Annotated in this window: 23 protein-coding genes and 1 pseudogene; 9 read left to right on the top strand and 15 right to left on the bottom strand. The window is 73.0% G+C overall.

All coding sequences use genetic code 11. The features are described from left to right. Nucleotides 1-3 precede the first annotated feature (3 nt). The 5 genes and pseudogenes from RLT59_RS21225 to RLT59_RS21205 form a co-directional block, all read right to left on the bottom strand. Nucleotides 4-686 (bottom strand): annotated as a pseudogene (locus tag RLT59_RS21225) (ABC transporter permease). Next, nucleotides 683-1,627 (bottom strand): efflux ABC transporter ATPase subunit, DrrA-related, encoded by a 945-nt coding sequence (locus RLT59_RS21220; RefSeq protein ID WP_311307805.1) that lies wholly within the window; start codon nucleotides 1,625-1,627, stop codon nucleotides 683-685. Before RLT59_RS21220 ends, RLT59_RS21225 begins: the two are co-directional and overlap by 4 nt. 77 nt (nucleotides 1,628-1,704) lie before the next feature. Then, on the bottom strand, nucleotides 1,705-2,346 hold the full coding sequence (locus RLT59_RS21215; RefSeq protein WP_311304852.1) for a PadR family transcriptional regulator: 642 nt from the start codon (nucleotides 2,344-2,346) through the stop codon (nucleotides 1,705-1,707). Between the two features lie 118 nt (nucleotides 2,347-2,464). Further along, the gene (locus RLT59_RS21210) at nucleotides 2,465-3,922 is read right to left on the bottom strand and encodes an aldehyde dehydrogenase family protein (protein ID WP_311304851.1); all 1,458 of its coding nucleotides are present in this window, start codon (nucleotides 3,920-3,922) and stop codon (nucleotides 2,465-2,467) included. 54 nt (nucleotides 3,923-3,976) lie between these two features. Continuing rightward, nucleotides 3,977-4,858 (bottom strand): Sco1979 family transcriptional regulator, encoded by an 882-nt coding sequence (locus RLT59_RS21205; protein ID WP_311304850.1) that lies wholly within the window; start codon nucleotides 4,856-4,858, stop codon nucleotides 3,977-3,979. A 311-nt stretch (nucleotides 4,859-5,169) separates the two neighbouring features. Here RLT59_RS21205 and RLT59_RS21200 point away from each other — a divergent pair, with 311 nt between their 5' ends. Beyond that, nucleotides 5,170-5,697 (top strand): ATP-binding protein, encoded by a 528-nt coding sequence (locus tag RLT59_RS21200; RefSeq protein ID WP_311304849.1) that lies wholly within the window; start codon nucleotides 5,170-5,172, stop codon nucleotides 5,695-5,697. Nucleotides 5,698-5,748: 51 nt separating this feature from the next. Here RLT59_RS21200 and RLT59_RS21195 read toward each other — a convergent pair whose 3' ends face one another. Next, nucleotides 5,749-5,991, bottom strand: coding sequence for a DUF397 domain-containing protein (locus RLT59_RS21195; protein WP_311304848.1), 243 nt, complete (start codon nucleotides 5,989-5,991; stop codon nucleotides 5,749-5,751). A 263-nt stretch (nucleotides 5,992-6,254) separates the two neighbouring features. Here RLT59_RS21195 and RLT59_RS21190 point away from each other — a divergent pair, with 263 nt between their 5' ends. Further along, entirely contained in the window at nucleotides 6,255-6,752 is a 498-nt protein-coding gene (locus tag RLT59_RS21190; RefSeq protein WP_311304847.1) for a hypothetical protein, read from the top strand. 32 nt (nucleotides 6,753-6,784) lie between these two features. Here the strand turns inward: RLT59_RS21190 and RLT59_RS21185 are convergent, their stop codons facing one another. From RLT59_RS21185 to RLT59_RS21175, 3 genes are all read right to left on the bottom strand, one after another. Next, on the bottom strand, nucleotides 6,785-8,944 hold the full coding sequence (locus tag RLT59_RS21185; protein WP_311304846.1) for an FUSC family protein: 2,160 nt from the start codon (nucleotides 8,942-8,944) through the stop codon (nucleotides 6,785-6,787). Between the two features lie 124 nt (nucleotides 8,945-9,068). Continuing rightward, nucleotides 9,069-10,271: a DUF2786 domain-containing protein gene (locus RLT59_RS21180; RefSeq protein WP_311304845.1), complete on the bottom strand. Its 1,203-nt coding sequence runs from the start codon at nucleotides 10,269-10,271 to the stop codon at nucleotides 9,069-9,071. A 120-nt stretch (nucleotides 10,272-10,391) separates the two neighbouring features. After that, nucleotides 10,392-11,303 (bottom strand): NADP-dependent oxidoreductase, encoded by a 912-nt coding sequence (locus RLT59_RS21175; RefSeq protein ID WP_311304844.1) that lies wholly within the window; start codon nucleotides 11,301-11,303, stop codon nucleotides 10,392-10,394. A gap of 122 nt (nucleotides 11,304-11,425) precedes the next feature. Here RLT59_RS21175 and RLT59_RS21170 point away from each other — a divergent pair, with 122 nt between their 5' ends. Continuing rightward, a complete protein-coding gene (locus RLT59_RS21170) occupies nucleotides 11,426-13,138 on the top strand; it encodes a bifunctional 3'-5' exonuclease/DNA polymerase (RefSeq protein ID WP_311304843.1) in 1,713 nt (570 codons plus the stop codon). 20 nt (nucleotides 13,139-13,158) lie between these two features. On the opposite strand, the gene RLT59_RS21165 is transcribed toward RLT59_RS21170, so the two are convergent. Beyond that, nucleotides 13,159-13,929 carry a dioxygenase family protein gene (locus RLT59_RS21165; RefSeq protein ID WP_311307804.1) on the bottom strand — a complete coding sequence of 257 codons (771 nt, stop codon included), beginning with the start codon at nucleotides 13,927-13,929 and terminating at the stop codon, nucleotides 13,159-13,161. After that, on the bottom strand, nucleotides 13,859-15,229 hold the full coding sequence (locus RLT59_RS21160; protein ID WP_311307803.1) for a S1 family peptidase: 1,371 nt from the start codon (nucleotides 15,227-15,229) through the stop codon (nucleotides 13,859-13,861). The genes RLT59_RS21165 and RLT59_RS21160 overlap by 71 nt, the downstream gene beginning before the upstream one ends. A 210-nt stretch (nucleotides 15,230-15,439) precedes the next feature. Between RLT59_RS21160 and RLT59_RS21155 the strand changes: the two genes are divergently transcribed. Further along, the gene (locus RLT59_RS21155; protein WP_311304842.1) at nucleotides 15,440-16,120 is read left to right on the top strand and encodes a phosphotransferase; all 681 of its coding nucleotides are present in this window, start codon (nucleotides 15,440-15,442) and stop codon (nucleotides 16,118-16,120) included. 92 nt (nucleotides 16,121-16,212) lie between these two features. Here RLT59_RS21155 and RLT59_RS21150 read toward each other — a convergent pair whose 3' ends face one another. After that, nucleotides 16,213-18,753 carry an ABC transporter permease gene (locus RLT59_RS21150; protein ID WP_311304841.1) on the bottom strand — a complete coding sequence of 847 codons (2,541 nt, stop codon included), beginning with the start codon at nucleotides 18,751-18,753 and terminating at the stop codon, nucleotides 16,213-16,215. After that, nucleotides 18,747-19,481, bottom strand: a complete 735-nt coding sequence (locus RLT59_RS21145; protein WP_311304840.1) for an ABC transporter ATP-binding protein — start codon at nucleotides 19,479-19,481, stop codon at nucleotides 18,747-18,749. Before RLT59_RS21145 ends, RLT59_RS21150 begins: the two co-directional genes overlap by 7 nt. 133 nt (nucleotides 19,482-19,614) lie before the next feature. Between RLT59_RS21145 and RLT59_RS21140 the strand changes: the two genes are divergently transcribed. Both RLT59_RS21140 and RLT59_RS21135 read left to right on the top strand, forming a co-directional pair. After that, nucleotides 19,615-20,910 carry a sensor histidine kinase gene (locus RLT59_RS21140; RefSeq protein WP_311304839.1) on the top strand — a complete coding sequence of 432 codons (1,296 nt, stop codon included), beginning with the start codon at nucleotides 19,615-19,617 and terminating at the stop codon, nucleotides 20,908-20,910. Between the two features lie 2 nt (nucleotides 20,911-20,912). Then, entirely contained in the window at nucleotides 20,913-21,554 is a 642-nt protein-coding gene (locus RLT59_RS21135; protein ID WP_311304838.1) for a response regulator transcription factor, read from the top strand. 8 nt (nucleotides 21,555-21,562) lie between these two features. On the opposite strand, the gene RLT59_RS21130 is transcribed toward RLT59_RS21135, so the two are convergent. Further along, the gene (locus RLT59_RS21130) at nucleotides 21,563-22,207 is read right to left on the bottom strand and encodes a TetR/AcrR family transcriptional regulator (protein WP_311304837.1); all 645 of its coding nucleotides are present in this window, start codon (nucleotides 22,205-22,207) and stop codon (nucleotides 21,563-21,565) included. A 153-nt stretch (nucleotides 22,208-22,360) separates the two neighbouring features. Between RLT59_RS21130 and RLT59_RS21125 the strand changes: the two genes are divergently transcribed. Continuing rightward, complete coding sequence (locus tag RLT59_RS21125; RefSeq protein ID WP_311304836.1) at nucleotides 22,361-22,771, top strand: putative antibiotic biosynthesis monooxygenase; 411 nt, start codon at nucleotides 22,361-22,363, stop codon at nucleotides 22,769-22,771. Between the two features lie 33 nt (nucleotides 22,772-22,804). Here RLT59_RS21125 and eno read toward each other — a convergent pair whose 3' ends face one another. Continuing rightward, nucleotides 22,805-24,103, bottom strand: a complete 1,299-nt coding sequence (gene eno, locus RLT59_RS21120; protein ID WP_311304835.1) for a phosphopyruvate hydratase — start codon at nucleotides 24,101-24,103, stop codon at nucleotides 22,805-22,807. Nucleotides 24,104-24,272: 169 nt separating this feature from the next. Between eno and RLT59_RS21115 the strand changes: the two genes are divergently transcribed. Together RLT59_RS21115 and RLT59_RS21110 are read left to right on the top strand one after the other, a co-directional pair. After that, complete coding sequence (locus RLT59_RS21115) at nucleotides 24,273-24,716, top strand: MarR family winged helix-turn-helix transcriptional regulator (RefSeq protein ID WP_311304834.1); 444 nt, start codon at nucleotides 24,273-24,275, stop codon at nucleotides 24,714-24,716. Then, complete coding sequence (locus RLT59_RS21110; protein WP_311304833.1) at nucleotides 24,713-25,264, top strand: NUDIX hydrolase; 552 nt, start codon at nucleotides 24,713-24,715, stop codon at nucleotides 25,262-25,264. Before RLT59_RS21115 ends, RLT59_RS21110 begins: the two co-directional genes overlap by 4 nt. Nucleotides 25,265-25,271: the final 7 nt, after the last annotated feature.

The raw sequence follows: 25,271 nt of genomic DNA, 5'->3' as shown, positions 1-25,271 counted from the left end.
GTCCTACCGGCTGAGCCGCGCTAACCGCCGTACCGCCAGCGGGAAGAACACAGCCAGCAGGGCCAACGGCCAGATGACCGCCAGGAGTTCGGCGTGGGTGGACGCCCAGGAGTCACCACCGGCGCCCGGGTTGCCGAACAGGCCGCGTACCGTCTGCACCGTCTGCACCGCCTGCACCACCTCCGGCCGCCCCGCCACCAGCGCCAGCAGGATGCCGAGCCACAGCATCGCGAACCGCAGCAGCAGGAGCAGTCCCACCGCCCCCAGCGCCGCGGCCGCCCCGTCGTGCCACCGCCAGCCCATCGCGTACCCCACCGCGCCCATCACCGCGAGCGCGGCCACCGACTGGAGCATGTCCGCGACGGACCGGCCGACCAGCACCGCGCCGGAGGCCATCGGCATCGAGCGGAACCGGTCCACGACCCCCTTGTCAGGTCCTGGGTGACCGCGAGCATCGTCGACTCCAGACCGAAGGCCATGGTGAGCGCGAGCATGCCGGGCACCAGGTACTCGGCCGTGTCGCCCTCGACGCCCCGGCCGCCGCCGACCAGGTAGTTGAGCATCAGCAGGAGCATCACGGGGAAGACCAGCCCCACGACGACCTGCACCGGCTGCCGTGCCCAGTGCGCCAGTTCGCGCCGGGTCATGGTCCAGGAGTCGGATACCGCCCAGCCCACCGCGCTCATGCCGCCGCCTCCGCCTCGTCCGTCCTGTGACCGGTCAGGGTCAGGAACACCTCGTCCAGCGTCGGCCGGCGCACCGCGACGTCCTCCGCCTCGATGCCCGCCTCCGCCGGCGCCCGTACGGTCCGGGTGAGCGCCACCATCCGGTCCCCGGCCGGTGCGCCGGCCAGCCTGCGGTCCCGGTCCAGCACCGTGCCGCCGGGAAGCAGCCCGGCCGCACGGTCGAGCTCCGCCGCGTCGCGGACGACGACGTCGATCCGGTCGCCGCCGACCCTCGCCTTGAGCTCGTCGGCCGTGCCCTCCGCGGCCACCCGTCCGCCGTCGATCAGCGAGATGCGGTCCGCGAGCTGATCGGCCTCCTCCAGATACTGGGTGGTCAGCAGTACGGTCGTGCCGCCGCCCACCAGGGAGCGCACGGCCGCCCAGACCTCGGCCCGGCCGCGCGGGTCGAGCCCGGTCGTCGGCTCGTCCAGGAAGAGCACCTCCGGGTCCGTGATCAGCGAGGCGGCCAGATCGAGCCGCCGCATGCCGCCGCTGTACGCCGCGACCGCCTTGCGGTCGGTGTCCGCGAGCCCGAACCGCTCCAGCAGCTCGTCCGCCCGGACGCCCGCCCGGCGTGCGCCCAGGTGGTACAGCCGCCCGAACATCTCCAGGTTCTGCCGGCCGCCGAGCCGCTCGTCGACCGCCGCGCGCTGCCCGAGCAGCCCGATCCGGCTCCGGACCCGGCCCGCCTGCCGCCGTACGTCGTACCCCGCCACCTGTGCCCGGCCTCCGTCGGGCCGCAGCAGCGTGGCCAGGACGCGGACCGCGGTGGTCTTTCCGGCGCCGTTGGGGCCGAGCACCGCGTGCACGGTGGAGCGGGCGACCGCGAGGTCGAGGCCGTCCAGGGCCCGCTTCGCGCCGTATCGCTTGTGCACTCCTTCGACGACGATCGCGTCGGTCAAAATCGTCACACCCTCTCATAGCCAAACTTGACTAGCGAGGGCAAGGTAACCGCCCGTCCCGCATTCGCCAAACTTGATTAGTGAGCGTCTCCGGGATCGGGCACCCCGGTCGCGTACGGGTTCTCCTCGCCCTCGGCCAGTACGCCGACGAACGGCTCGCCCTCACCCGCGAAGGTGTACGCGCCACCCTCGATCCGGGCGATCAGCCCGCGCGTCCACTCGGCGCCCGCGTCCGCCGAGTGCACCCGCATGTTCATGATCTCGCCGATGTGGCCGATCGACTCGGGGCCCGCCTCCGGCGTGTAGAACTCGGTGACCGACGTCCGCCACCTGGCCAGACCCGCCACCCGCTCCTTGAGCAGCGACACCGCCTCCGACCGCTCCAGGTCGACGATGCCGCCCAGCCCCGCGGAGAGCACGTCCAGCTTCTGGTCGTACGAGGTGAGCGCCGCGCGCAGCAGCGCGAAGTACTCCGCGTCACCCTGCTCGGTGATCTCGTACTCGGTGCGCGGCGGGCCGCCGGCCGTGCTCGGAGCGACCTCGTGGGCGATCAGGACGCCCTGCTTCGCCATCTGCTTCAGTGCGTGGTAGATCGAGCCCGGCTTCGCGCTGGACCACTCGTGGGCGCCCCAGCACTCCAGGTCGTTGCGGATCTGATAGCCGTGCGCCCGGCCGTGCTGCCGCACGGCACAAAGGACCAGCAGCCGGATCGCGGACATACCCACACACCTCTCTACTCAACTTTGATGAGAGTAGCGGTGCGTGATTCGGAGGGGGAAAACGCTCCGGTCCGGGGCGGGAGGACGCTCGGGTCCGGAGCGGGGGGAACGCTCGGGTTCAGAACGGGAAGACGCTCCGGCCGTGCTGGATGGATATCCACTTCTGGGTGGTGAAGGCGTCCACCGTCGCATCGCCGTTCAGCCGCCCCGTACCGGAGTCCTTCTCGCCGCCGAAGGCGACCAGCGGGTCGTCCTGGACGGTGGCGTCGTTGACGTGGAACATCCCGCTGCGGATCCGCCGGGCGAACCGCACCCCGCGCTCCACGTCAGCGGTGTGCACGGCGCCGCTGAGCCCGTACGGGCTGTCGTTGGTGATCCGTACGGCCTCCGCCTCGCCGTCGAAGGTGACCAGCAGCGCGACCGGGCCGAAGATCTCCTGGGAGAGCAGCGGGGAGTCCTCCGCGAGTCCGGCGAGCACGGTGGGCTCCACGAGGTTGCCCCGGGTGCGGCCCCGGACCAGCGCCGTGGCGCCCTCGGCGACCGCCTGGTCGACCAGTGCGGTCAGGGCGTCGGCCTGGAAGGTGTTGATGACCGGGCCGATCTGGGTCTCCGGGTCGCGCGGGTCGCCGGTCCGCAGCGCCGCCACCCGGGCGGTGAACTTCTCGGTGAACTCCGGGGCGACGGCCCGGTCCACCAGAATACGGTTGGCGGCCATGCAGACTTGGCCCTGGTAGACGAAGCGGCTGAAGACGGCGGCGTCGACCGCGTAGTCGATGTCCGCGTCGTCGAGCACCACCAGGGCGCTGTTGCCGCTGAGTTCGAGGATGGTGCGCTTGAAGAGCGCGCCCGCCGTCGCGCCGACATGGCGGCCGGCCCGGTCAGAACCGGCGAAGGAGATCACCTTGGGGACGGGGTGCTCTATGAACGCGTCGCCTATCTCGGCCACGTCGGTGACCAGGACGTTGAGGAGTCCGGCCGGGAGCCCCGCGTCGTGGAAGATCTTCGCGACCAGTCCGCCGCCTGCCACCGGGGCGTTCTGGTTGGGCTTGACGACGGCCGCGTTGCCGAGCGCCAGGGCCGGCGCGACCGACTTCATCGTCACCAGGAACGGGAAGTTGAAGGGGCTGATGACACCGACGACCCCGACGGGCCGGCGGATCAGCCGGTTCTCCTTGCCGTCCACCGGAGAGGCCAGGATCCGGCCGCCGGGGACCAGCGCCTGACGGGCGGCCTCACGCAGGAAATCCTGGGCGGCGCGCAGTTCGTAGTACGCCTTGACCCGGGTGCCGCCCAGCTCGTCGATGATGGCCTCGACGATCTCGTCGGCCAGTTCCTCGGTGATCCGCAGGGCCCGTTCCATCACCCGGGCGCGCTCGTACGGGCTCTTGGTGGCCCAGGCCGGCTGGGCGCGCTCGGCGGCGCGGTAGGCGAGGTCGACCTCGGCCGCGGTGGCGATGGTGATCGCCGCGAGCTTTTCCCCGTTGTAGGGATTGAAATCGATGATGTCCCACGAGCCGGTCCCGGTGCGCCATTCACCGTCGATGTACTGGTCGGCCAGCTCGTGGAAGAAGGACATGCGATCCCTTACTGCAGGTGCAGACTCCTGTGGGGATGTCATGGTACTGAAATATCAGGTGAGTTGGAGTAGACCACGGAGCAGATCCCGGCTCTCCTCGGGACCCGGGCTGTCCGCGTGGAGCCGCACCATCGCCTTTTCGTACTGGGCGACTTCTTCGGCCTTGTCCAAATAGAGCGCACTTGTCAGCTGCTCCAAATAGACAATGTCCGACAGATCGGATTCCGGGAATCGCAGCATCGTAAAGGAACCGCTCTCGCCCGCGTGCCCGCCAAAACTGAAGGGCATCACCTGGAGGGTCACGTTCGGCTGTTCCGACATTTCGATCAGATGCCGCAATTGCTCGCGCATCACCTCGCGCCCGCCGTACGGGCGGCGCAACGCCGCCTCGTCCAGCACCGCGTGGAAGCGTGGGGCCCGCTCCGCGACGAGCGCCTTCTGGCGCTCCAGCCGCAGCGCGACCCGGCGGTCGATCTCGGCGGCGGGAGCGCCGCGCATGCCCCGGGAGACGACCGCGTGGGCGTAGCCCTCGGTCTGTAACAGGCCGTGGACGAACTGGACTTCATAGATCCGGATGAGCGAGGCCGCCCCCTCCAGACCGATATACGTCTGGAACCAGCCGGGCAGCACATCGCCGAAACTGTGCCACCAGCCCGCCACGTTGGCCTCACGGGCCAGGCCGAGCAGGGATTCGCGCTCCACCTCGTCCGTGACGCCGTAGAGCGTGAGCAGGTCCTCGACGTCCCTGGCCTTGAAGCTCACCCGTCCCAACTCCATGCGGCTGATCTTCGATTCGGAAGCCCGGATGGAGTAGCCGGCCGCCTCACGGGTGATACCGCGCGAGTCACGCAGCCGTCTGAGCTGTGAGCCCAGCAGGATGCGCCGCACCACGGATCCACTCGACTCGCCTGCCGCCACTGGTCCAACCCTCCCCATCGCTTCCCTGGCATCGGGGCTCCCCCTGAACCCCAGGGGCGGATTCTGCCATCAAAACGCTTCAGCCCGTACTCATTCGATTACGGAAATAGAAAGACTTGCCCAAGACTCCAAAACTGCCCCGGGGAAGAAATGAGCCAGAACCGGCACGGGGTCGGACAGGTCAGGCGCGTGCACGTGCATCTGCCCTTGCATCTGCCCTGCGCATTCGGAACCATGGGCGTCGCGCACCTGCGTGCTCGTTCGTGTTGTGCCGCTGTACCCGAGTACCCGCAGTACCGAGACAGCCGCGAATCCCGGGAGTGCCTCGCATGGGGACGAATGGATCGACGACGATGCTCGATTTCGAGCCGTTACGGCAGGGGCTTCCCCCCATCGATCCCTCCGCTGTCTCCGGATCGGCCACCTGCACCCTGCCCGCCCGTTACGAGGCCGTGGGCGGGGCCAGGCAGTTCACCAGATCGACCCTGACCGGCTGGGGTCTCAGCGAGCGGTTCGACGATGTCGCCCTGGTGGTCTCCGAGTTGGTCACCAACGCCCTGCGGCACGCGCTGCCCTCCGACGTCCCGCGCGAATCGCAGGACCCGCCGGTGCGGCTGCACCTGATGCGCTGGACCTCACGGCTGGTGTGCGCGGTACGGGACCCGAGCCAGGCGAGCCCGGTGGCGTCGGAGGCCGCCGACTCCGCGGAATCGGGCCGCGGGCTGTTCCTGGTGGAGTCCTTCAGCGACTCCTGGGGCTGGCACCCCTCGCCCACGCTGGGCGCGGACAGCGCCTCCGGCGCGGCCCCGCGCGGAAAGGTCGTCTGGGCGCTCTTCCGGCTGTCGGAGCCGGTGTGACGCTCCGGGCCGGGGAGCCGCGGGGCGCGGACAGGCGCGACCGGGCGGAGCTCAGCCCTCCGCGATGAGGTGGTCGAACTCCCCGTCCTTGACGCCGAGAAGCAGCGCCTCTATCTCGGCCGACGTGTAGACCAGCGCCGGCCCGTCGGGGTGGCGCGAATTGCGCATCGCCACATCTCCATCGGGCAGTTTCGCGAACTCCACGCAGGATCCCTGCGAGTTGCTGTGTCTGCTCTTCTGCCAGGCGACTCCGCGAAGCTCTGTCGCCGCCATGCCGTTGTACACGTGGTGCACAGGACGCTCCCCGAGTTGCAAGGTGCAAGTGTCAACTGTCTCGGATCATAGCTGTGTTCAAATTCCCATGCATGAGCGGATGCATGAGCAGATGCACGTGCACGCGCGGTGGTCCCCTGATTACAGCTTCCCGTGAGAGAGGGCTCGTAAGAGAGACGGACGACGGGCCCGTTCCGCTCCCGATTCCCCGAGTTGACCGCCCGGGGCCCGTTGCGACCCACTGGTAGCTTGGATGGTCTTTCGTCATCCAGGGGGAATTCCCGATGCGCAAACTCGTACGTACCGGTGCAGTTGTCGCCACCGGCCTGCTGACCGCGCTCGCGCTCACCGGCTGCGGCAGTGACAACGACAAGCCCGACGCGGACAAGGGCTCCGGTTCCGCCTCCGCGCCGGCGCCGGACCACAGCGACGGCTCCTCGGCGGGCGGCGGGTCCGGCGGCGGCACGTCCGCCGACGGTCTCAAGGCGCTGGAGGGCGCTTGGGCCGGGCAGACCGACGGCAAGGCCGTGGTGCTGTCCGTCGCGCACGGCAAAGCCGTTGTCGTCGCCGACTCCCATGTCTGCTCGGGCAGTGCGAAGGGCACGGACAAGGTGACGCTGGCGCTCAAGTGCGCCGACGGCGACACCGACCGGTCCGCCGGAACCGTCGAGTCCAACGACGGCAAGACCGTCGTCGTCTCGTGGGACGGCGGGACCAAGGACTCCCTCGGCAGGACCGACGCCGACTCGCTCGAAGGGCTGCCCGGCCTGACGGCCCCGTAACTCCGGGCTCCGCACGGCACTCGGCCGCGCCCTCAGTCCGCCGGCCCGGCGGGCGCGCCGGTCGTCCCGGGCCGGGGGCCGTCGTCCAGGCCCCGGGAGAATTCCTCCAGCGCGTCGAGCAGGAGACCGGCCCCGTTGCGCACGACCGGGTCCGCCACTCCGTCGCGCAGCCGCTCCCGCTCGTCCCACGCCGCCAGCGCGTCCCGCACCTGCCCCCAGTCCGGCACCCGCCGCTCCCGCACCGCCTTCGCGCCCTGGTCCGTGGCCCGGCGCAACGCCTCGGCCAGCGGACCGGCCTCCGGTACGGGGGTGGCTCCGCCCTCCGGGAGGTGCGCCTCCATCAGCATGGCGACCCGGCCGAGCTGGGACAGGGCGTGCTGGGTGTCACCGGCCGCGGCGTGCGACAGGCCCCGGTGGCGCACCGGTTCGTGCTGGGCGGTGGCCACCGCCTCCTGCCAGGCGACCCGGGCCGCCCGGGTGCGCAGCAGCGCCTCGCGCACGTCGTCGTGGCCCCGGTCCGCCGGATCGGCGTACTGGTCGACGACCGAGGCGGCGTACCGCCCGTCCTCCTTGAGCCAGTCACCGAGCCGGTTGCGCAGCCGAGGGGTCTCCCACGCCGGGTAGACGGCGTACGAGATCATCGCGAGGAGGCCGCCGCCGAAGGTGAGGACGAGCCGTTCCAGCACGGTCTGCGACCAGTCGTCGCCCGCCATGCCCAGCAGGAAGACGACGTACGCGGAGACGCAGGCCTGGCCGACCGCGTAGCCGGTGCGCATCAGCAGGTACATCAGCAGGGCGCAGACCACGGCGAGCACGGCGGACAGCCCCACGCCCGGGTGGGCGCCCTGCACGATCAGGGTGGCGACGAGGACCCCGACGACGGTGCCGCCGAACCGTGCCACGGAGCGTTCGTACGTCCGGGAGAACTCCGGCCGCATCACCATCACGGCCGTCATCGGCGCCCAGTAGCCGTGGCCGTAGGGCAGCGCGGTGCCCAGCAGGTAGCCGCCGGCGGCTACGGCGGAGACCCGGATGGCGTGCCGCAGGATCGGGGAGCCGGGGTGCAGCTCGCGGCGCATCGAACCGATCACGACCGGGACCAGCCGCAGCAGGGTGGGGCGCCGCTGCCCCTCCGGCTGCCGTCGGCCCCGGCTCGCCGCGACGGCGTCGGCGGACTTCTCGGCCTGGGCCCGCTCCTCCTTGGTCCCGTCACCCTCTGCCGCCTCGATCACGTCGGAGAGCAGCTCTGCGAGCCGGTCGGCGGCGCGCAGCGGTGGACCGGCGAGCAGCGACCCGGTGTCGGGAGTCTTCAGCGCGGCGACCGCGGACGCGGGGAGCCGCACCGGATCGCCCTGCCGGATCGCCCTGGCCGCCGCGTCGAGCAGCGATCCGGCGGCGGCGAGCAGCTCACGGACCCGGTCGCGCTCCGGGCCCTCGGCCGGTACGCCCATGGCCGGGTCCGCGAGGGAGGCGAGCACCGGCCTGATCCGCTCCGCGACCCCGCGCGATCCGCGCAGTTCGGCCGGGCGGCGGCGGGCCTGGCGCGGGGTGACGGCGGCCGCGCTGCGGGCCTCCATCAGCGGCAGCGGGTCGAAGTGGGCGACCGGGTCGTGGCGCAGCCTGCGGGCGTAGTCCGCCTCCGCGGCCAGCGCGTCGGCCAGCGCGTCGCGCTGGGCACCCCATCTGCGGACCGGGAACACCACGATCAGGGCCGCCTGGACCACCCCGCCGAACGCGATCATCGCCCCGTGCAGGGCCGCCTGGGCGACGGAGGTGGGCAGGGTGATCGTCACCAGCATGATCGCGACATTGGACGCGGCGATGATGCCGCCGGTCGGACCCGCCGCCCAGGCGAGGCCGGCGACGAAGGTCCAGAGCACCAGCAGGAGCATGAAGACCGGCAGATGGGAGCCGGTGACATAGCCGAGGAACGTGGAGATGGCGAGGCTCGCGCCGGAGACCAGGGCGAGCACCGGCCGGGGCCGCCAGCTGCGCTGGAAGGTGGCGATGGCCGCCTGGAACGCGCCGAAGGCGGCGCCGGCCGCGACCACCGGACCGAACAGGGCCAGGGTCACCCCGATCACCAGGGCGAGACCGGCCGCGCCCCGGATCGCGATCAGCGGTTCGAGGCGCCGCCGCTCGATCGTCAGCCCCGAGCGGGCGGTCTCCTTCAGCGCCCGGAGCCAGCTCACGCCGAGAGCCTAACCGGATTTGGCGTTATGCCCGAGTTGTCGGTGATATCAGGGTTACCGAGGTGACGCGCGCGGGGCCCGGTGAGGTTTCCGGGGTGACACGCGAGGTCCCCGGCCCCGGCTGTCACGTGCGCGGGGTCCGGCGGCCCCGGCCGGGGATCTCCGGGGCGTCCTCGCCCATCCTGGCCCGGTCGGCGGCGGCCGTGCCGTGGGTCCAGCCGTCCGGGTCGACGGCGCCCCGCACCCGGGTGGTCGTGGTCTGCGGGAACATCCGCTCCGCGGTGTCCGTGACCGCCATGTCGCGGGCGGCCAGCACGGGCAGCAGACCGGGGTCCGTCGCGGTGGGCGGTCCGGCCGCGGCTCCCTCGGCGTCGGCCTCCGCGGTGGCGCGGGCGGTGCCCTCCGCCAGCCGGCGCCCCAGCCGCTGGGCGTACGCCATCAGGAAGGACTGCCGGAAGGTCTTGGTCCGTTTACGCCCGCCGGCCCGCTGGCCCGCCTCCGCCCTGGTCATCGCCACGGTGCCCTGCACCAGCAGCGAGGTGTGCAGGAGCTCCACGGCCTCCAGGTCCGGTTCGAAGCCGACGACCGTCGAGAAGCCGAGGTCGCTGTTCCACACGGCCCGGCAGCGGTTGGCGGAGGCGACGGCGTCGAGCAGGATCGCCTTCGCCGTCTCGTACGGGGCATCCACCCCGATCCGGCAGGCGCCCGGCGCTCGGTCGCTGTGGGTACGGGCGGCGAGCAGCGCCTCGTCGATGCTGTGCCGGGCCATCAACTCCTGCGCCTTGGTGGTGAGCGCCTCCGCCTCCTCGGGGAACCCGGTCGCCTCCGCCTTGGCCAGCAGTGCCCTGATCCGGGTCAGCATGCGGGGTTCGTCGTGCGCGGGCGGCAGGCTCAGCCCGTCGCGCGGCGCCCCGGGCGGGGGCCCGACGGGTTCGATGGCGGGCAGCCGCAGCAGCAGCCGGCAGAGCCCGAGCAGCTCGGAGGCGTACGAGAACCGGTCGGGCCTCCCCGGCTGCGGCGCCGGCGGCAGCTCGTCCAGCTGGGACCGCCAGCGGGGCGGCAGCCGCTCGTACCGCCGCACCTCGGAGACGATCAGCCCGGCGGCCAGCGCGGCCCCGTGCTCGTCGAGTTCGCGGCGGACGAGCCGTACGAGATCGGCGGGCAGCCAGCCGCGCTCCCAGGCCCGCCGGACGAACTCCTCGCCACGCCGCAGCAGCTCGCCGTCGCTCGCCGGGTCCGCGGCGAGGAGCGAGGCCCCGGTGTCGAGACCGGCGTCGCCGTCCGAGTAGAGCGCGGCCGCGAACGCCTGGTCGATCACCGATTCCATGAGGTCAGGGTAGGCGCGGCGAATTCGGCGGAGATGACGGGGATGACAGGGGCGGCCGAGTCCGTCCACAGGCTGTGGACGGAGTCCGCCGATCGCGAGACGCGGCCCGCCCCGAACGGTTCACGGCAGCAGGACGAGCTTCCCCCGTACGTGCCCCGCCTCGCTCAGCCGCTGCGCGTCCGCCGCGTCGACCAGCGGCAGGGCCCGCTCGACCGGCACCCGCAGCTCGCCGTCCGCCGCCAGCCGGGCGAGCTCGGCCAGCTGCTCCGCGGAGCCGGGGGAACCTGCGGAGAAGGGGATACCGTGCTCGGCCGCCGCCGGGTCCGCGATGGTGACGATCCGGTCCGTGGTGCCGCCGCGCAGCTCGATGGAGTCCGGCAGCGCACCGCGCCCCGCCACGTCGAAGACCGCGTCCACACCCTGGGGAGCGGCTTCGCGGACCCGGCCGACCAGCCCGTCCCCGTACTCCAACGGGGTCGCGCCGATCACCCGCAGGTAGTCGTGGTTGGCGACGGACGCCGTACCGATCACCGTCGCGCCCCTGGCCACCGCCAGCTGCACCGCGGCCGATCCGACGGCTCCGGCCGCCCCGTGCAGCAGCAGCGTGTCGCCCTCGGCCACCGCGAGCTCGTCCAGGACGCGCTGGGCGGTGTCCGCCGCGATGGTCAGCGCGGCCGCGTCCTGCCAGCTCAGCCCGGCCGGCTTGGGCGCGACGCGGGTGGCGTCGGCCAGCACGTACTCCGCGTAGGAACCCGTCGCACTGCGGCCCAGCACCTCGTCGCCCACCTCGACGCCGGTGACCCCTTCCCCCGTCCGGTCGACCACTCCGGCGAACTCGACGCCCGGGATCGCCGGGAGCGACGTCGGGAACATCTCCCGCATCCAGCCGCGCCGGATCTTGTAGTCCATCGGATTCACCCCGGCGGCCATGACCTTCACCCGCACCTGCCCCGGACCGGGATGCGGGTCCTCGACCCGGGCGGGATGCAGGACCTCGGGTCCGCCGAACTCCTCGAAAACGATCGCTTCCATCGCGCCTGTCCCCTCGGTGGGTGCTCCGGGGCCCGGAGCAGGGTCTGTGCCGATCTTCCCGTCTGCGACCCGCCCGTGCCAGCCGCCTCGCGCTGTCAGTGGGGAGTGCCAGACTCGGCCATATGACCGAACGCTGGGCGGTAGCCGCCACGGAGGGCGGTGGCGCCCGCCTCGTCCCGCTGGACGCCGCAGGTCTGCCCACCGCCCCGGCCGTGACCGAACCCGACCTGGCGGAAGCCGTCCGCAGCCGCCCCGGAGTGACCCGTTGGGTGTGGCGTTCGACCACCGAGATCTACCCCCGGCTGCTCGCCGCCGGGGTGCCCGTGGCGCGCTGCTACGACATCGAGGCCGCCGAGTCGCTCCTGCTGGGACACGAGGGCCGGCTCGGTGAACCCCGCTCCGCGGCCGCCGCCCACGCCCGGCTGCTGCGCGCCCCGGTGCCGCCCGATCCGGCGCCGCGCCACGCGGTGCCCGGCTCCCAGTCCGCCCTGTTCGAACCCCGCTCCGGCACGGAGCTGCCCTTCGACGCCCTGCTCCAGGTGTACGCGGACCAGCTCGCCCGGCACGACGCCACGGCCCGGCCGGACCGGATGCGGCTGCTGACGGCGTCCGAGTCGGCCGGCATGCTGGTCGCCGCCGAGATGCACCGCGCGGGCCTGCCCTGGCGGGCCGACGTCCACCGCGACGTCCTCCAGGAGCTGCTGGGCGAGCGGTACGCGGGCGGCGAGCCCCGCAGGCTGGCCGAGCTGGCGGGCGAGGTGTCCGCCGCCTTCGGACACCGGGTCCGTCCGGACCTCCCCGCCGACGTGGTGCGGGCGTTCGGCCGGGCCGGGATCAAGGTGAGGTCGACCCGCCGCTGGGAGCTGGAGGGGCTGGACCATCCGGCGGTGCGGCCGCTCATCCAGTACAAGAAGCTGTACCGGATCTGGACGGCCCACGGCTGGAGCTGGCTCCAGGACTGGGTCCGCGACGGCCGCTTCCGCCCCGAGTACCAGCCGGGCGGCTCGGTCAGCGGCCGCTGGACGACCAACGGCGGCGGGGCGCTGCAGATCCCCAAGGTGATCCGGCGGGCGGTCGTCGCCGACGAGGGCTGGCGGCTGGTCGTCGCGGACGCCGACCAGATGGAGCCGAGGGTGCTCGCCGCGATCTCCCGCGACCGGGGACTGATGGAGGTGGCCGGGCACGACGGCGACCTCTACACCGCGCTGTCCGACCGCGCCTTCCACGGCGACCGCGACCACGCCAAGATCGCCCTGCTCGGTGCCGTCTACGGCCAGACCTCTGGGGACGGCCTGAAGAATCTGGCCGCCCTGCGCCGCAGGTTCCCGCACGCCGTCGCCTACGTGGACGACGCCGCGAAGGCCGGCGAGGAGGGCCGTCTCGTACGGACCTGGCTCGGCCGGACCAGCCCGCCGGCCGTCGGCAGCGGGGACGACGGGGAGGCCGGCATACCGCAGGAGGGCGGCGAGGATCTCCCCGGGGACGGCTCCGGGCCCCCGGCGGACGGCGGCTTCACACCCGGCTACGCCTCGTCCAACGCCCGTGCCCGCGGCCGCTTCACCCGCAACTTCGTGGTGCAGGGCAGCGCCGCGGACTGGGCGCTGCTGCTCCTGGCCGCGCTGCGCCACTCGCTCAGCACGGCCGGGCTCCGGGCCGAACTGGTCTTCTTCCAGCACGACGAGGTGATCGTGCACTGCCCACGGGAGGAGGCGGAGACGGTGGTGGAGGCGATCCGGGCCGCCGGGGAACTGGCCGGCCGGATCGCCTTCGGTGAGACACCGGTGCGCTTCCCGTTCACCACCGCGGTGGTGCGGCGGTACTCGGACGCCAAGTGACCCGGCGGGCGCGACCCGACCTAGGCGCCTTCCCACAGAGCGGGGACGTTCGGCGGCTCCCAGCCGGTCAGGGCGGTGTGCGCCTGCAGACAGCGGTACGCGCCGCCGCCGTACGTGACGCGGTCTCCCGCCTTGTACGGCGCCCCGGCCGCCCAGCTGCCGCCCGGCCCGGTCGGCGGATCGGTGGGATCGGTCGGGTCCTGCGCGACGTCGAGGACGAAGTCGAAGGTCCCCTCCCTGGCCGGGCCGACGGACCGGACGTTCATCAGGAGGGCCGGATCGAAGAGGGTGTCGGTGCTGTTGCGCGGCTCGTCGGGGAAGTAGAGCTGGGTGGTGAGGATGCCGGAACCGGGCGCCTGGGCCTTCACATGGATGTGCCGGGTGCGGCCGGGATACAGCCCCGGCACGACCGTGGAGAGGGTGAAGGCCCCCGTCGCGTCGGTGAACTGGTGGCCACGGAAGGCGAATCCGCTCATGTCGTACGCGCCGTTGGTGTCGGCCTGCCAGAAGTCGAGCAGTACCCCGGGCAGGGGCTCGCAGGCCCGCCCGAAGACATAGCCGCTGACGGTCAGCCGGACACCGGGCGTGCCCGCGCTCACCAGGCTGGTGCGGAGCGGGGAGTCGGGCTTGAAGTACGGGCCCTCGATCTGGTCGTGGGTCGGGCCGTCGCCGTCGTCGCAGTCGGGTGTCGGGGCGAGCGGCTGGCCGCTGGAAGCGGTGTCACGGGCCAGCGCCACCCCGGTCCCGGCGAACAGCGGGACCGCGGTGGCCACCAGGGCCGCCTTGAGCAGGGTCTTGCGGCTGATCGGCCGGTCCTCGGAGAAGCGGTCGACGGGGTCGGGGGACATGGCGGACTCCTCGGGGTGGGGTACGAGGTCGCGGGTCGGTCGGATCGGTGGGCGGATCGGTCGGGGTGCCGCTGGTGACCAGGGTCAGCCCGTATGCCTGGAGTGCCGGGTTGACCGGCTGGAAGTACGTCGTACCGCCCTGGGAGCAGTTGCCGGTGCCGCCGGACGTGACGCCCTGGGCCTGGCTGCCGGAGATGAACGAGCCCCCGGAGTCGCCGGGTTCGGCGCACACGTTGGTACGGGTCACCCCGGAGACGGTGCCCTCCTGGTAGGTGACGCTGCTGTTGCGCTGCTGGACGGTGCCGCAGTGCCAGCCGGTCGTCGAGCCCGAGCGGCAGACCGACGAGCCCTCCAGCGCCTCGGTGGAACCGGTGACCGTCACATCGCCGTTGCCGTAGCCGTTCACCAGCGGCCGAGGGGTCCAGCCGGTGTTCGCGGCGACCCAGGAGTAGTCGCGGCCGGGGAAGGTGGAGCCCTGGAAGGAGACCTGGGCCTGCTGGTTGTAGCCGCTGGTGGTGACACCCGGGGTGCCGCAGTGTCCGGCGCTGACGAAGCCGCCCTGGGTACCGCGCTTGACGGGGAAACCGATGGAACAGCGACCCGTGCCGTTCATGTAGTACGCGTCACCGCCGCGCAGATCGGTGAACGTGCGCGGCTGACCGGTTGCTTGACGTACCGTCACCAGTGCACGCGGCACTCCGGCCACGGCGAGGAAGCTCTCGGCGGCGGCGCTCCGGCCCGCCTCGACGACGACGCGGTTGGTGCGCACATCGACGTACCAGGCGGGTACGTCCTTCGGCGTCCGCTGCCGCGCCACCCGGTCGAGGGCGGCCTTGGCCGAGGTGAGTTCGGCCAGGCTGTGGGCGACGACGACGGCCCGCGCACCGGCCGCGGTGATCCTGGCGGTGTCCGCCGCATCGGTGGTGGCGACGGTCAGCTCCGCCGCGTCACCGCTCACCCGGGCGCCGCCGAAACCGGCACCGAGGGAGTGCCGAAGTCCGGCGGCCGAGGCCGCCGCACGGGACTCCGCGCCGATCCTGGCCCGCGCACCGTCGGCGGTGAGCCCGAGATCGCGCCGCATCGCCTCGATCAGGCCGGGAGAGAGCCGGCCCGCCCCGGCGACCGGAGCGGCGGGGGAGGCGGGGGAAGGGTCTGCGGACGCGGTGCCGGTCAGCCCGGCCAAGGCGAGCGCGCCGACGGCCACGGCGGCGGTGCACACGGCCGGTGCGCGTCTTCGGAGCATGGATCTCTGCACGAAACCCTCCACGGATCTCTCCACCGAACTCTCCTTCGTTGCGGGGGAATTGCCGACAACGTAGCCGCGCGTGCCCGGCTCCAGGAGATCCCGTCCGCCCCATCGCATCGCGTTATGGGGCACCCGTGACCGGCGGCGATACGGTGAAACCCGCGCTCCGGCCTCCCCGTTCACGCCCGGCCCGAGTAGGTTCCCCTCATGCGAATAGGCCAACTGCTGGGCACCGGACGCTCCGCCGACGTATACGAGCTGGACGAGCAGTGGGTCCTGCGGCGCTACCGCGCCGGGCTGGACGCCAGGCAGGAGATGCCCGTCATGTCCTATCTGTCGGCCTCCGGTTACCCGGTCCCCCGGCTCGGCCCGCTGCCCGTCTCGGCCGGTCCCGGCGACCTGGTGCTGCAGCGCCTGAACGGTCCGACGATGCTGGAGTCCCTGATGTCCGGCGAACTCGGCGGGGACGAGGGCTCCGCCATGCTGGTCGGCCTGCTCGCGGACCTGCACACCGTCCCGGCCCGGCTCTCGGCGGATCCAGAGGACCGGATCCTCCACCTCGACCTGCACCCGGGCAACGTGATGCTGACGGCGGGCGGCCCCGTGGTGATCGACTGGAGCAACACGGAGGAGGGCCCGCCCGCCCTGGACCGGGCCATGACCGCGCTGATCCTGGCCCAGGTCGCGGTCGATCCCCACGCCCCGGCGGCGCCGGGCGCCCGCGCGCTGGTGGACATCCTGGTGCCGCTGCTGGCCGCCGACGACGGCATCCCGGCCCGTCACCTCGCCTCGGCGGCGGCCCGCAGAGCCGCCCACCCGACGATGAGCCCGGCCGAACTGGCCCTCATCGGGAAGGCGTCGGACCTGGTCACCTCACTGTCGGCGTAGACCCCCGTGCCCCGGCCCCGGTCCCGGCCCCCGCCCGTTCACCGCACTGCCAACGCCGGTCCCGCCCGGTCCGCCGTGCCGCGCGGGCCCGGTCACTCGCGCGTGCCCGCCAGCTCGACCGGCCGGGTGCGCAGCGCGAACGAGGCGGGCAGCACGGCGAAGACCACGGCCAGCGCCGCGCTCACCCCCACCACGAGACCGGTGGCGCCCCACGGGACGACGACGCCCGATCCGACGCCGAGCAGTCCGAGAGCGGTGCGCACGCCGAGCAGGTTCAGCGCGGCGACGAGCGCGCCGAGGACCGCGCCCACCGCGACCACGGCCAGCGCCTCCACCCCGATCAGCCGCAGCACCTGCGCCTTCGTCGCCCCGGCGAGACGGAGCACCGCCAGCTCCCGCACCCGGTCCGAGGTGGCCATCACCTGTGTGTTGGCCAGCGCGATCCCCGTGTACAGCAGGGCGATCGCGAGAATCATCAGCAGCCCGGTCCGGGTGGAGCCGCCGGTCGCCGGGTGCGTGGCCCTCACCCACTGGGCCGTGGTCAGCACTTCGGTGCCGGTCGCCCGCCCGTCCGCGTACAACCGCTCCGCGACGGCGGACCGTTCGGCTCCGGACCGGACCCGGACGTCGATCCGGTCGATCGCGGCACGGGCGGCGTTGCGCGGGGTGACGTAGACGCCGTTGCCGCCCGTGCCGGTGGCGAGTACGGCCACCACCCGCAGGGTGGTCTTGCGGCCGTCGCCCAGCCAGACCGCCACGCGCTCGCCGACGGTCGTGGTCAGCCACTCCTCGTTGACGACGATGCCGCCGTCGTCGAGGTCGGCGAACCGGCCCGCCACCACCGGCAGTTCGGACACGGCCGCCGCGTCCGCCGGGTCCACCGCCCTGGCCTCCGAGCTGACGAGCGCCACGCCCTCCTCCAGTACGGTCACGGAGGTGGAACGCGAGGCGCTGACCGCCGCGCCGGGGATGCGCCGGGCGCGCTCGACGAACCGCGCGGGGATCGCCCCGCCGTCCGCCGTGGCGATGAAGTCCCCGGTCGCCTGGCTACGCGCCTCCGCGGCCCCGGCCGCGTCGATCGTGGCCGTCGTGCCCATGAGCGACGCGGCCAGGGCGACGGTGACGATCACGGGCGCGGCGACGGCGGCCGTCCTGCGCAGCCCGGCGCAGGCGTTTTCCCTGGTCAGCAGCCCGGCGGCGCCGGGCAGCCGGGCCGGCAGCCAGGTGAGCGACCGGATGGCGGGACGGACCAGCACGGGTGCGAACAGGGCGAACCCGACGATCAGCAGCATCGGCTGGGTGATGTACGTCTTGCGCTTGAGGAGCCCGCCGGGGTCCTGGACGAGCGCGACGGCCACCAGCACGGCCCCGGTCAGCAGGACGGCCGTGCCCAGCAGGATCCGGCTCAGTGGCATCGAGCCGCTGTCGACGGCGGATTCGCGCAGCGCCTCGACCGGTCCGGTCCGGCCGGCCCGGTGTGCGGCGGTGACCGCGCCGGCCAGGGCCACGGCGAGCCCGGTCCAGAACGCGGTGTGCAGCGGCCAGGCCTGGTCACCGATCGCGAACCAGCGGGGCGCCATCCCCTCGCCGGCCATCCAGGAGGCGAGCCGGGGCGCACCGGACAGACCCAGCCGGCAGCCGGCGGCCGACGCGAGTACGCCGACGAGGACGGCTTCGGCGTACACCAGCCGGCGCACCTGGCCCGGAGTGGCGCCCGCCGTGCGCAGCAGGCCGAACTCCCGGCGGCGCTGGGCCACTCCGTACGAGAACGTCGAGGCGATCACGAAGATGCTGACGAAGGCGGTGATGCCCGCGGCCGTGCCGAGCAGGGCGTTGACCGAGACCAGCGCCTCGGCGTCCCTGTCCGGATCGGGGTCGGCCCGGCGCCGCTCGTCGCCGGTGAGGACCGCGATGCCGGAGCCCGTACCTGAGCCCGTGCCCGCGGCCTTGTGCACGGTCGCGCGCACCGCCGCCGGATCCGCGTGCACCACCACGGCGTCGATGTCCGGGGAGATCCTGGCGGCTTCGGCCTCGGTGAAGAACACGGCGGTCTCGAAGCTCGCGGGGCCGCGGGCGGGGCGCACCGTCCCGACCACCGTCCTCGTACCGCTGCCCGCCGGGGTCGCGACGGTGATCCTGTCCCCCGTCTCCGGGCCCGTCTCCGGGCCCGGGTCGTCTGCCGCCGTCACGACGACCTCGCCGGGCGCGGCCGGGGCCCTTCCGGAGACGAGCCGGTAGGGGGCGGCGGCCGCGACCGGCCAGGGGTGGCCGACGGCCTGCCCGCCGTCACCGGCCGGGCGGGCGGCGGGCCCGAGGGTCACGGGGAACGTGCGGTCCAGCTCCGTACGGCCGAGACCGGCGAGTTCCGCGGCGAGCTCCGCCGGGACCGGGCGGGGATCGGTGAGCGGCCGGGTACGGACGCCGACCGGGGTGTCCACCCGCAGCCGGTCCTCGCCCCGGACCAGGACGGGGGCCGCGGCGAACCGCTCCGGGCCCTGGTGCGGCGCGTCGAACGTCGCCGCGAGCGCCAGACCGGTGGCGGCGACGATCCCCGCACCGAGGGCCAGCGCGACGAAGGATCCGGCGAAGGTGACCCAGCGGGCCCGGATGCCCCGGAGCACGAGACTCAGCACGGGACCGCCGCCATCCTCGTCATGCGCGCGGCGATCTGCCCGGCGTCCGGCGCGTACAGCTCGCCCCGCACCCGGCCGTCGGCGAGGAACACCACCCGGTCGGCGCGGGCGGCCGCAACCGGGTCGTGCGTCACCATGATCACGGTCTGGCCGTCGTCGGCCATGGCGCGCATCGTCGAGAGCACCTCCTGTCCGGTGGTGGAGTCGAGCGCTCCGGTGGGTTCGTCACCGAAGAGGACATCGGGCCGGGTGACCAGCGCGCGGGCCAGGGCGACCCGCTGCTGCTGGCCGCCGGAAAGCTCCCCCGGCCGGTGCCCCGCCCGCTCGCGCAGCCCCACCCGCTCCAGCACGTCGAGGACTTCGCCCCGCGCGGGCCGGCGGCCGGCCAGCCGCAGCGGAAGCGCCACGTTCTGCTCCGCGGTGAGGGAGGGCAGCAGGTTGAACGCCTGGAAGACGAAGCCGATGCGGCTGCGGCGCAGCAGTGTCAGCCGCCGCTCGCTGAGCCCGGTCAGTTCGGTGTCACCGAGGAACACCTGGCCGCCGGTCGGCCGGTCGAGCCCGGCGGTGCACTGGAGCAAGGTCGATTTGCCGGAGCCGGACGGGCCCATGACGGCGGTGAAGGTGCCACGCGGGATGTCCAGGCTCACTCCGTCCAGCGCGGTCACCGCGCCGAATCCCCTGCCGTAGGACCGGGTGACCGAACGGAGTCGGACAGCTGCTTGATTCATGGGTAGGAGCCAACCGCCGCCGCGCTCCGGGCACATCGCAGCGAAGAGGAGTCCTCGTGGTGGAGGTAGCTCCACCACGAAGGTCGACACCGCTGGGTGGTCCGCGCCCGGGGCGCGTCCTACCGTTCCCCCCATGCCCTCCTCCCCCGGCCTCCCGCAGGCCCTGCGACAGTGCGGCTACGTACTCGGCGGGTGGCCCTGGCGGGCCGCGCTCTACCTGCTGACCAGCGTGCCCCTCGGCATCGCGACGCTCGCCGCCCTGCTCCTGCTGGCGGTCGCGGGCGGCGCTCTCTCGGTGGTCCTGATCGGGATACCGCTGCTGCTGACCCTGGTGCTCGCGGGCATTCCGCTGGCCGCTCTGGAGCGGCGCAGGCTGCGGCTGCTCGACCCCCGGCCGCTGCCCCCGGCACACCGTGAACCGGACGGCACCGGGCTGTCGTCCTGGCTGCGCACCCGCCTCCAGGAGCGGTGCACCTGGCGGGAGTTGGGATACGCGCTGCTGTTCGCCCTGGTGCTGTGGCCGCTGGAGGCGCTGGCGGTGGGGACGGCCCTCACCGTCTGCGGCGGGCTGATCGCGGCGCCCGTGGTGCTGGCGGCGAGCGGCGGTGAGGAGGTCCGGGTGCTCAAGATCTGGCTCGCCCACTCCTATCCGTCCGCCTTCGCGGCGCTGCTCGCCGGGGTGGTCCTGCTGCCGGTGTTCGCGTATCCGCTGGGGCTGCTGGCGGCCGGGCGGGCGGTGCTGACCCGGCAGCTGCTCTCCCCGCCGGATGCCGGAATCGATTCCAGGCTGCGGGAGCTGGGGCGGTCCCGGATGCGTCTGGTGGACGCCTTCGAGGCGGAGCGCCGCCGGATCGAACGCGATCTGCACGACGGCGCGCAGCAACGGCTCGTCGCCCTGTCCATGACGCTCGGCCTGGCCCGGCTGGAGAACCCCGCGCAGCCGCTGGCCGGACTGCTGGCCAAGGCCCATGAGGAGGCCGGGGCCGCCCTGGTGGAGATCAGGGAGCTGATCCAGGGCATCCACCCCCGGGTCCTCACGGACCGGGGGCTGCGGGCCGCCGTGGAGGACGTCGCGGACCGTTCCGTGGTGCCGGTGGACGTGGACCTCGACCTGCCGGACCGGCTGCCCGAAGCGGTCGAGACCGGGGTCTACTTCGCGGTCTGCGAGGCGTTGGCCAATGTCGCCAAGCACAGCGGGGCGGGGCGGGCCCGGGTGACCGGCCGCACCGAGCGGGGACGGCTGGTGGTGGAGGTCTCGGACGACGGCGCGGGCGGGGCGGTGACCAGCGGCGGAACGGGACTTGAGGGGGTGGCCGACCGGCTCTCGGTGCTCGGCGGCCACCTGCTACTGTCCAGTCCCCCCGGCGGGCCCACGGTGTTCCGGCTGGAGGTCCCCGCCCCGTCCACGCCGTCGTCCGGGAGGACCTGACCGTGCGGATCGTACTGGCCGAGGACAGCGTGCTCCTGCGGGAGGGACTGGTCGGCCTGCTGGAGCGGTTCGGGCACCGGGTGGTGGCGGGAGCCGGAACGGCCGGCGAGCTGATCGCGGCCGTCACCGAGCACCGCCCGGACATCGTCGTGACCGACGTCCGGATGCCTCCAGGCTTCTCCGACGAGGGGCTGCGCGCCGCGGTCGAGCTGCGCACCCTCCAGCCCGACCTGCCCGTTCTCGTACTCAGCCAGTACGTCCAGCGCGCCTACGCGGAGGATCTGCTCGACTCCGCGGACGGCCGGGGCGTCGGCTATCTGCTCAAGGAACGGATCGGCCACGTCGAGGAGTTCATCGACGCCCTGCACCGGGTCGGCGCCGGGGACACGGTGGTGGACCCCGAGGTGGTCCGCCAGCTGATCCGGCACCGCAGGGACCCGCTGTCGCGGCTGACCGCCCGGGAGCAGGAGGTGCTGGCCCTGATGGCGGAGGGCAGGTCGAACGCGTCGATCGCCGCGGCGATGACGGTCAGCGAGGGCACGGTCAGCAAGCACTTCGGCAGCATCCTCGGCAAGCTCGACCTGTCGCTGGACGACACCACGAACCGCCGGGTGCTGGCGGTGCTGGCGTACCTGCGCGGTTAGCGGCCGCGCTACGGGGTCGAGGCGCCGGTTACGGCCCCGGCCCCAGCCCCGAACAGCGCCTGTCGGGCGAACGCCACCACGTGGCCGCGCAGATCCAGCCGGTCCATGTCCATGTCCGTGCCCGTGCCCGTGCCCGTGCCCGTGCCCGTGCCCGTGCCGATGATCAGCCGGGTGAGCTGCGGCACCGCGTTCGGCCAGGCGGCGAGCCCGATCAGGGTCAGCAAGCAGGCCGCGACCTTCGGGGACGCCTCGGTCCCGAAGGTCTCGGCCAGGGCGGCGATCTTCTCCTCGTAGCGGCTGCGGCGGCGCTCCTCGTTGGGCAGCACGCCGTCGCGGTAGTGCAGCCCCTCCCAGAAGAACAGCCTGACCAGGACCGGGTTGTCCCGGTGGAAGTCGTACACCCGCCCCACGTACTCCGCGGGGTCGTCGCCGGCCTTGAGCGGGACGGCCTCGGCCAGTTCGTCGAGCGCACGGCCCACGACGGCGTCGAACAGCTTCTGCTTGTTGCCGAAGTAGCCGTAGATCCGCTCCTTGTTCACGCCGGCCAGCTCCGCGATCCGGTCGACTCGGGCTCCGGCGATGCCGTGTGCCGCGAATTCCTCCTTCGCCGCAGCGAGGAGCCGTTCCTTGGTGGGGGGCGCGTCCGAGGTCATGGCACCAGCGTAGAACGAGTTCACCGGAGCGCCAACCAACTGGATGGTTGACGTCCAACCAGTTGGTTGGTTCAGTGGAACCCGTCACCGGGGGCAGCGGCACGGCCCCGGCGGCAGCACCGCACGATCCCCCGACCACGGAAGGACCACCCGATGCCCGCCACCACCACCTCCACCACCTACGCCGCTCCCACCACCTCCACCGCCTACGCCGCTCCCACCACCTCCACCGCCTACGCCGCTCCCACCACCTCCGCCACCTACGCCGCTCCCACCACCTCCGCCACCTACGCCGGCCCCACCACCCCCACCGCTCCCACCACTCCCACCGCTTCGGCGCAGCCCGTCCCGATGCCCTCCGTGCACATGCGGGTCCTGCTCACCTGGCTGGCCGTCTTCACGGCCCTCACCGTCGTCCAGCTGGCGATCGGCCCCTACGTCGCGGGCTTCCCGATGCTCCTGCGCACGCTGGTCATCACCGGCATCGTCGTCCCGGCCGTGGTCTACGCCCTGGTGCCGAACCTCCTGAAGGTCCGCACCGCGGCGCTGCGCCGGCTTCGCTGAGGGCGGGGCTCGGCGCCGATCCGCCGTCGCGTCTCACCCGGCGGACGGGGCGGCGTATCCGTACACCGCCGAATCCCCCAGCTCCTCCTCGATCCGGATGAGCTGGTTGTACTTGGCCGTGCGGTCGGAGCGGGACAGGGACCCGGTCTTGATCTGCCCGCACCCCGTGGCGACGGCCAGATCCGCGATGGTCGTGTCCTCCGTCTCGCCGGAGCGGTGGGAGATGACCGCCGCCCATCCGGCCCGCCGCGCGGCGTCCACCGTCCCGAGCGCCTCGCTCAGCGTCCCGATCTGGTTGACCTTGACCAGGACCGCGTTCCCCACCCCGGTACGAATCCCCTCCCGCACCAGCGCCTCGTTGGTGCAGAACACGTCGTCCCCGGTCAGCTGGCACCTGGCCCCGATCCGCGCCGTCAGCTCGCGCCACCCGTCGAGGTCGTCCTCCGCCATCGGGTCCTCGACCGAGACGATCGGGTACGCGTCGATCAACTGGGTGAAGTAGTCCACCTGTTCGGCGGACGTACGCCGGACGCCCTCACCCGTGTACACGTACGCACCGTCCCGGTAGAACTCCGAGGAGGCCGGGTCCACGACGAGGCCGATGTCGGCGCCGGGCCGGTATCCGGCCCGCTCGATCGCCGCCATGACGAAGTCGAGCGCCTCCTCGGCCGTACGCAGCGCGGGCGCGAAGCCGCCCTCGTCACCGACGCCTGTGGAGTGGCCTGCCGCGAGCAGGTCCCGGCGGAGCGTGTGGAAGACCTCGGAGCCCATCCGCACGGCCTCCGCGAACGAGCCCGCACCCACCGGCGCGATCATGAACTCCTGGAAGTCCAGCGGGTTGTCGGCGTGGGCGCCGCCGTTGACGATGTTCATCATCGGCACCGGGAGCACACCGGCCCCGGCCCCGCCGAGGTAGCGGTACAGCGGCTGCCGGTGCGAGACGGCGGCGGCCTTCGCGGCGGCGAGGGAGACCCCGAGCAGGGCGTTGGCGCCGAGCCGCGCCTTGGTGGGCGTGCCGTCGAGCGCGACGAGCGCGGCGTCGAGGCCGGTCTGGTCATCGGTATCGCGCCCGGTGACCGCGTCCGCGATCTCGCCCTTCACATGAGCGACGGCCCGGTCGACGCCCTTGCCGTGCCAGCGCCCGGGGTTACCGTCCCGCAGCTCCACCGCCTCGCGGGCTCCGGTGGAGGCGCCGGAGGGGACGGCGGCGCGGCCCAGGGATCCGTCCGCGAGGACGACATCGACCTCGACGGTGGGGTTGCCTCGGCTGTCGAGGACAGCGCGGGCGGTGACGTTACGGATGGCGGTCGGCTCAACTGTGCTTACGGGCATGAGAGTTCCTTCCCTTGTCACCTGCCGGGCCCTGGCTGCGACGACGCTGGCGCTCGGCCCGACATCGCAAACTCTACAGCATTGCTGTTCAGTCATGCTGTTCAGCCTGGCTGCGCAGCCCTGCTGTTCAGTTATGCTGCACGACGGCGTTTCCGGGTTAAAGTGCCCTATGCCGACCCCGGAAGCCGCCACCGTCGCCACCGAACTGCGCACCGCGATGGGCAAGCTCAGCCGGCGCGTGAAGCGCGAGGACCTGATCCCGGTCGGGCAGATCGCCGTGCTCGGCGTCCTGGACCGCGACGGCGCCATGACCACCAGCGATCTCGCGGCCGACCAGCGCGTACGCCCGCAGTCGATGGCCCGCGCGGTCGGCCTCCTCCTCGATCAGGGCCTGGTCACCCGCAGGTCCCACCCGACGGACGGACGCAAGTCCCTGGTCGAGCTGTCGGACGCGGGCCGCTCCGCGCTGGAGGCGGAGCGCGGCCGCAGGGCCGGCTGGCTGGCCCTGGCCATCGAGGCCGAACTCTCGGACGAGGAACGCAGGTTGCTCGCGCGCAGCGCGGCCCTGATGGAACGGCTGGCCGCCCGCCAGGGCCTGTCCGGAACGTCATGAGCACGCCCCATCCAGACGGCGATGACGGCTCCGGTGCCGGTGCCGGTGCGGACGTAGCCGTGGCCGTGGCCGTGGACGAGGGCGTCGAGTTCCCGGTCCCGGCCGACGGCGAGGTCTGGGCGGTCGGCGCGGTCGTTCTCGGCCCGGACGGCAAGGCCTTCGCCCAGCGGCGCGGCCCCCACCGACGACTGTTCCCCGACTGCTGGGACATCGTCGGCGGCCACGTGGAGCCCGGCGAATCACTGCTGGACGCCCTCGCCCGCGAGATCGAGGAGGAGACCGGCTGGCGCCTGCGCCGCGTCCGCCGCCTCTTCGGGATCACCACCTGGACCGGCGACGACGGGGCCGGTACGCGGCACGAGGCCGACTATCTCGTCGAGGTCGACGGCGATCTGCGCCGCCCCGCCCTGGAGTGGGCCAAGCACACCGCCTACGACTGGTTCGGCCCCGGCGACCTCCACCGCCTGACGGAGAACCGCGCCCCCGGCGAATACCTCGTCCACGACCTGATCGCGAAGGCCCTGCGGGAGCCCCCGGACGGATTCTGAGCCGCCC

Source organism: Streptomyces sp. ITFR-6 (genome assembly GCF_031844725.1).
In the GTDB taxonomy this organism is placed as follows: Bacteria; Actinomycetota; Actinomycetes; order Streptomycetales; family Streptomycetaceae; genus Streptomyces.
The sequence above is the reverse complement of the archived record's forward strand: the minus strand, read 5'-3'. Positions and strand labels throughout refer to the sequence as shown.

Coding starts and splice junctions, on each gene's coding strand:
- RLT59_RS21215 (WP_311304852.1), bottom strand. CDS start 2,346: ATGTCCGCGATCCGGCTGCTGGTCCTTTGTGCCGTGCGGCAGCACGGC.
- RLT59_RS21210 (WP_311304851.1), bottom strand. CDS start 3,922: ATGTCCTTCTTCCACGAGCTGGCCGACCAGTACATCGACGGTGAATGG.
- RLT59_RS21205 (WP_311304850.1), bottom strand. CDS start 4,858: ATGGGGAGGGTTGGACCAGTGGCGGCAGGCGAGTCGAGTGGATCCGTG.
- RLT59_RS21200 (WP_311304849.1), top strand. CDS start 5,170: ATGGGGACGAATGGATCGACGACGATGCTCGATTTCGAGCCGTTACGG.
- RLT59_RS21190 (WP_311304847.1), top strand. CDS start 6,255: ATGCGCAAACTCGTACGTACCGGTGCAGTTGTCGCCACCGGCCTGCTG.
- RLT59_RS21180 (WP_311304845.1), bottom strand. CDS start 10,271: ATGGAATCGGTGATCGACCAGGCGTTCGCGGCCGCGCTCTACTCGGAC.
- RLT59_RS21175 (WP_311304844.1), bottom strand. CDS start 11,303: ATGGAAGCGATCGTTTTCGAGGAGTTCGGCGGACCCGAGGTCCTGCAT.
- RLT59_RS21170 (WP_311304843.1), top strand. CDS start 11,426: ATGACCGAACGCTGGGCGGTAGCCGCCACGGAGGGCGGTGGCGCCCGC.
- RLT59_RS21160 (WP_311307803.1), bottom strand. CDS start 15,229: ATGCTCCGAAGACGCGCACCGGCCGTGTGCACCGCCGCCGTGGCCGTC.
- RLT59_RS21155 (WP_311304842.1), top strand. CDS start 15,440: ATGCGAATAGGCCAACTGCTGGGCACCGGACGCTCCGCCGACGTATAC.
- RLT59_RS21145 (WP_311304840.1), bottom strand. CDS start 19,481: ATGAATCAAGCAGCTGTCCGACTCCGTTCGGTCACCCGGTCCTACGGC.
- RLT59_RS21140 (WP_311304839.1), top strand. CDS start 19,615: ATGCCCTCCTCCCCCGGCCTCCCGCAGGCCCTGCGACAGTGCGGCTAC.
- RLT59_RS21130 (WP_311304837.1), bottom strand. CDS start 22,207: ATGACCTCGGACGCGCCCCCCACCAAGGAACGGCTCCTCGCTGCGGCG.
- RLT59_RS21125 (WP_311304836.1), top strand. CDS start 22,361: ATGCCCGCCACCACCACCTCCACCACCTACGCCGCTCCCACCACCTCC.
- eno (WP_311304835.1), bottom strand. CDS start 24,103: ATGCCCGTAAGCACAGTTGAGCCGACCGCCATCCGTAACGTCACCGCC.
- RLT59_RS21115 (WP_311304834.1), top strand. CDS start 24,273: ATGCCGACCCCGGAAGCCGCCACCGTCGCCACCGAACTGCGCACCGCG.
- RLT59_RS21110 (WP_311304833.1), top strand. CDS start 24,713: ATGAGCACGCCCCATCCAGACGGCGATGACGGCTCCGGTGCCGGTGCC.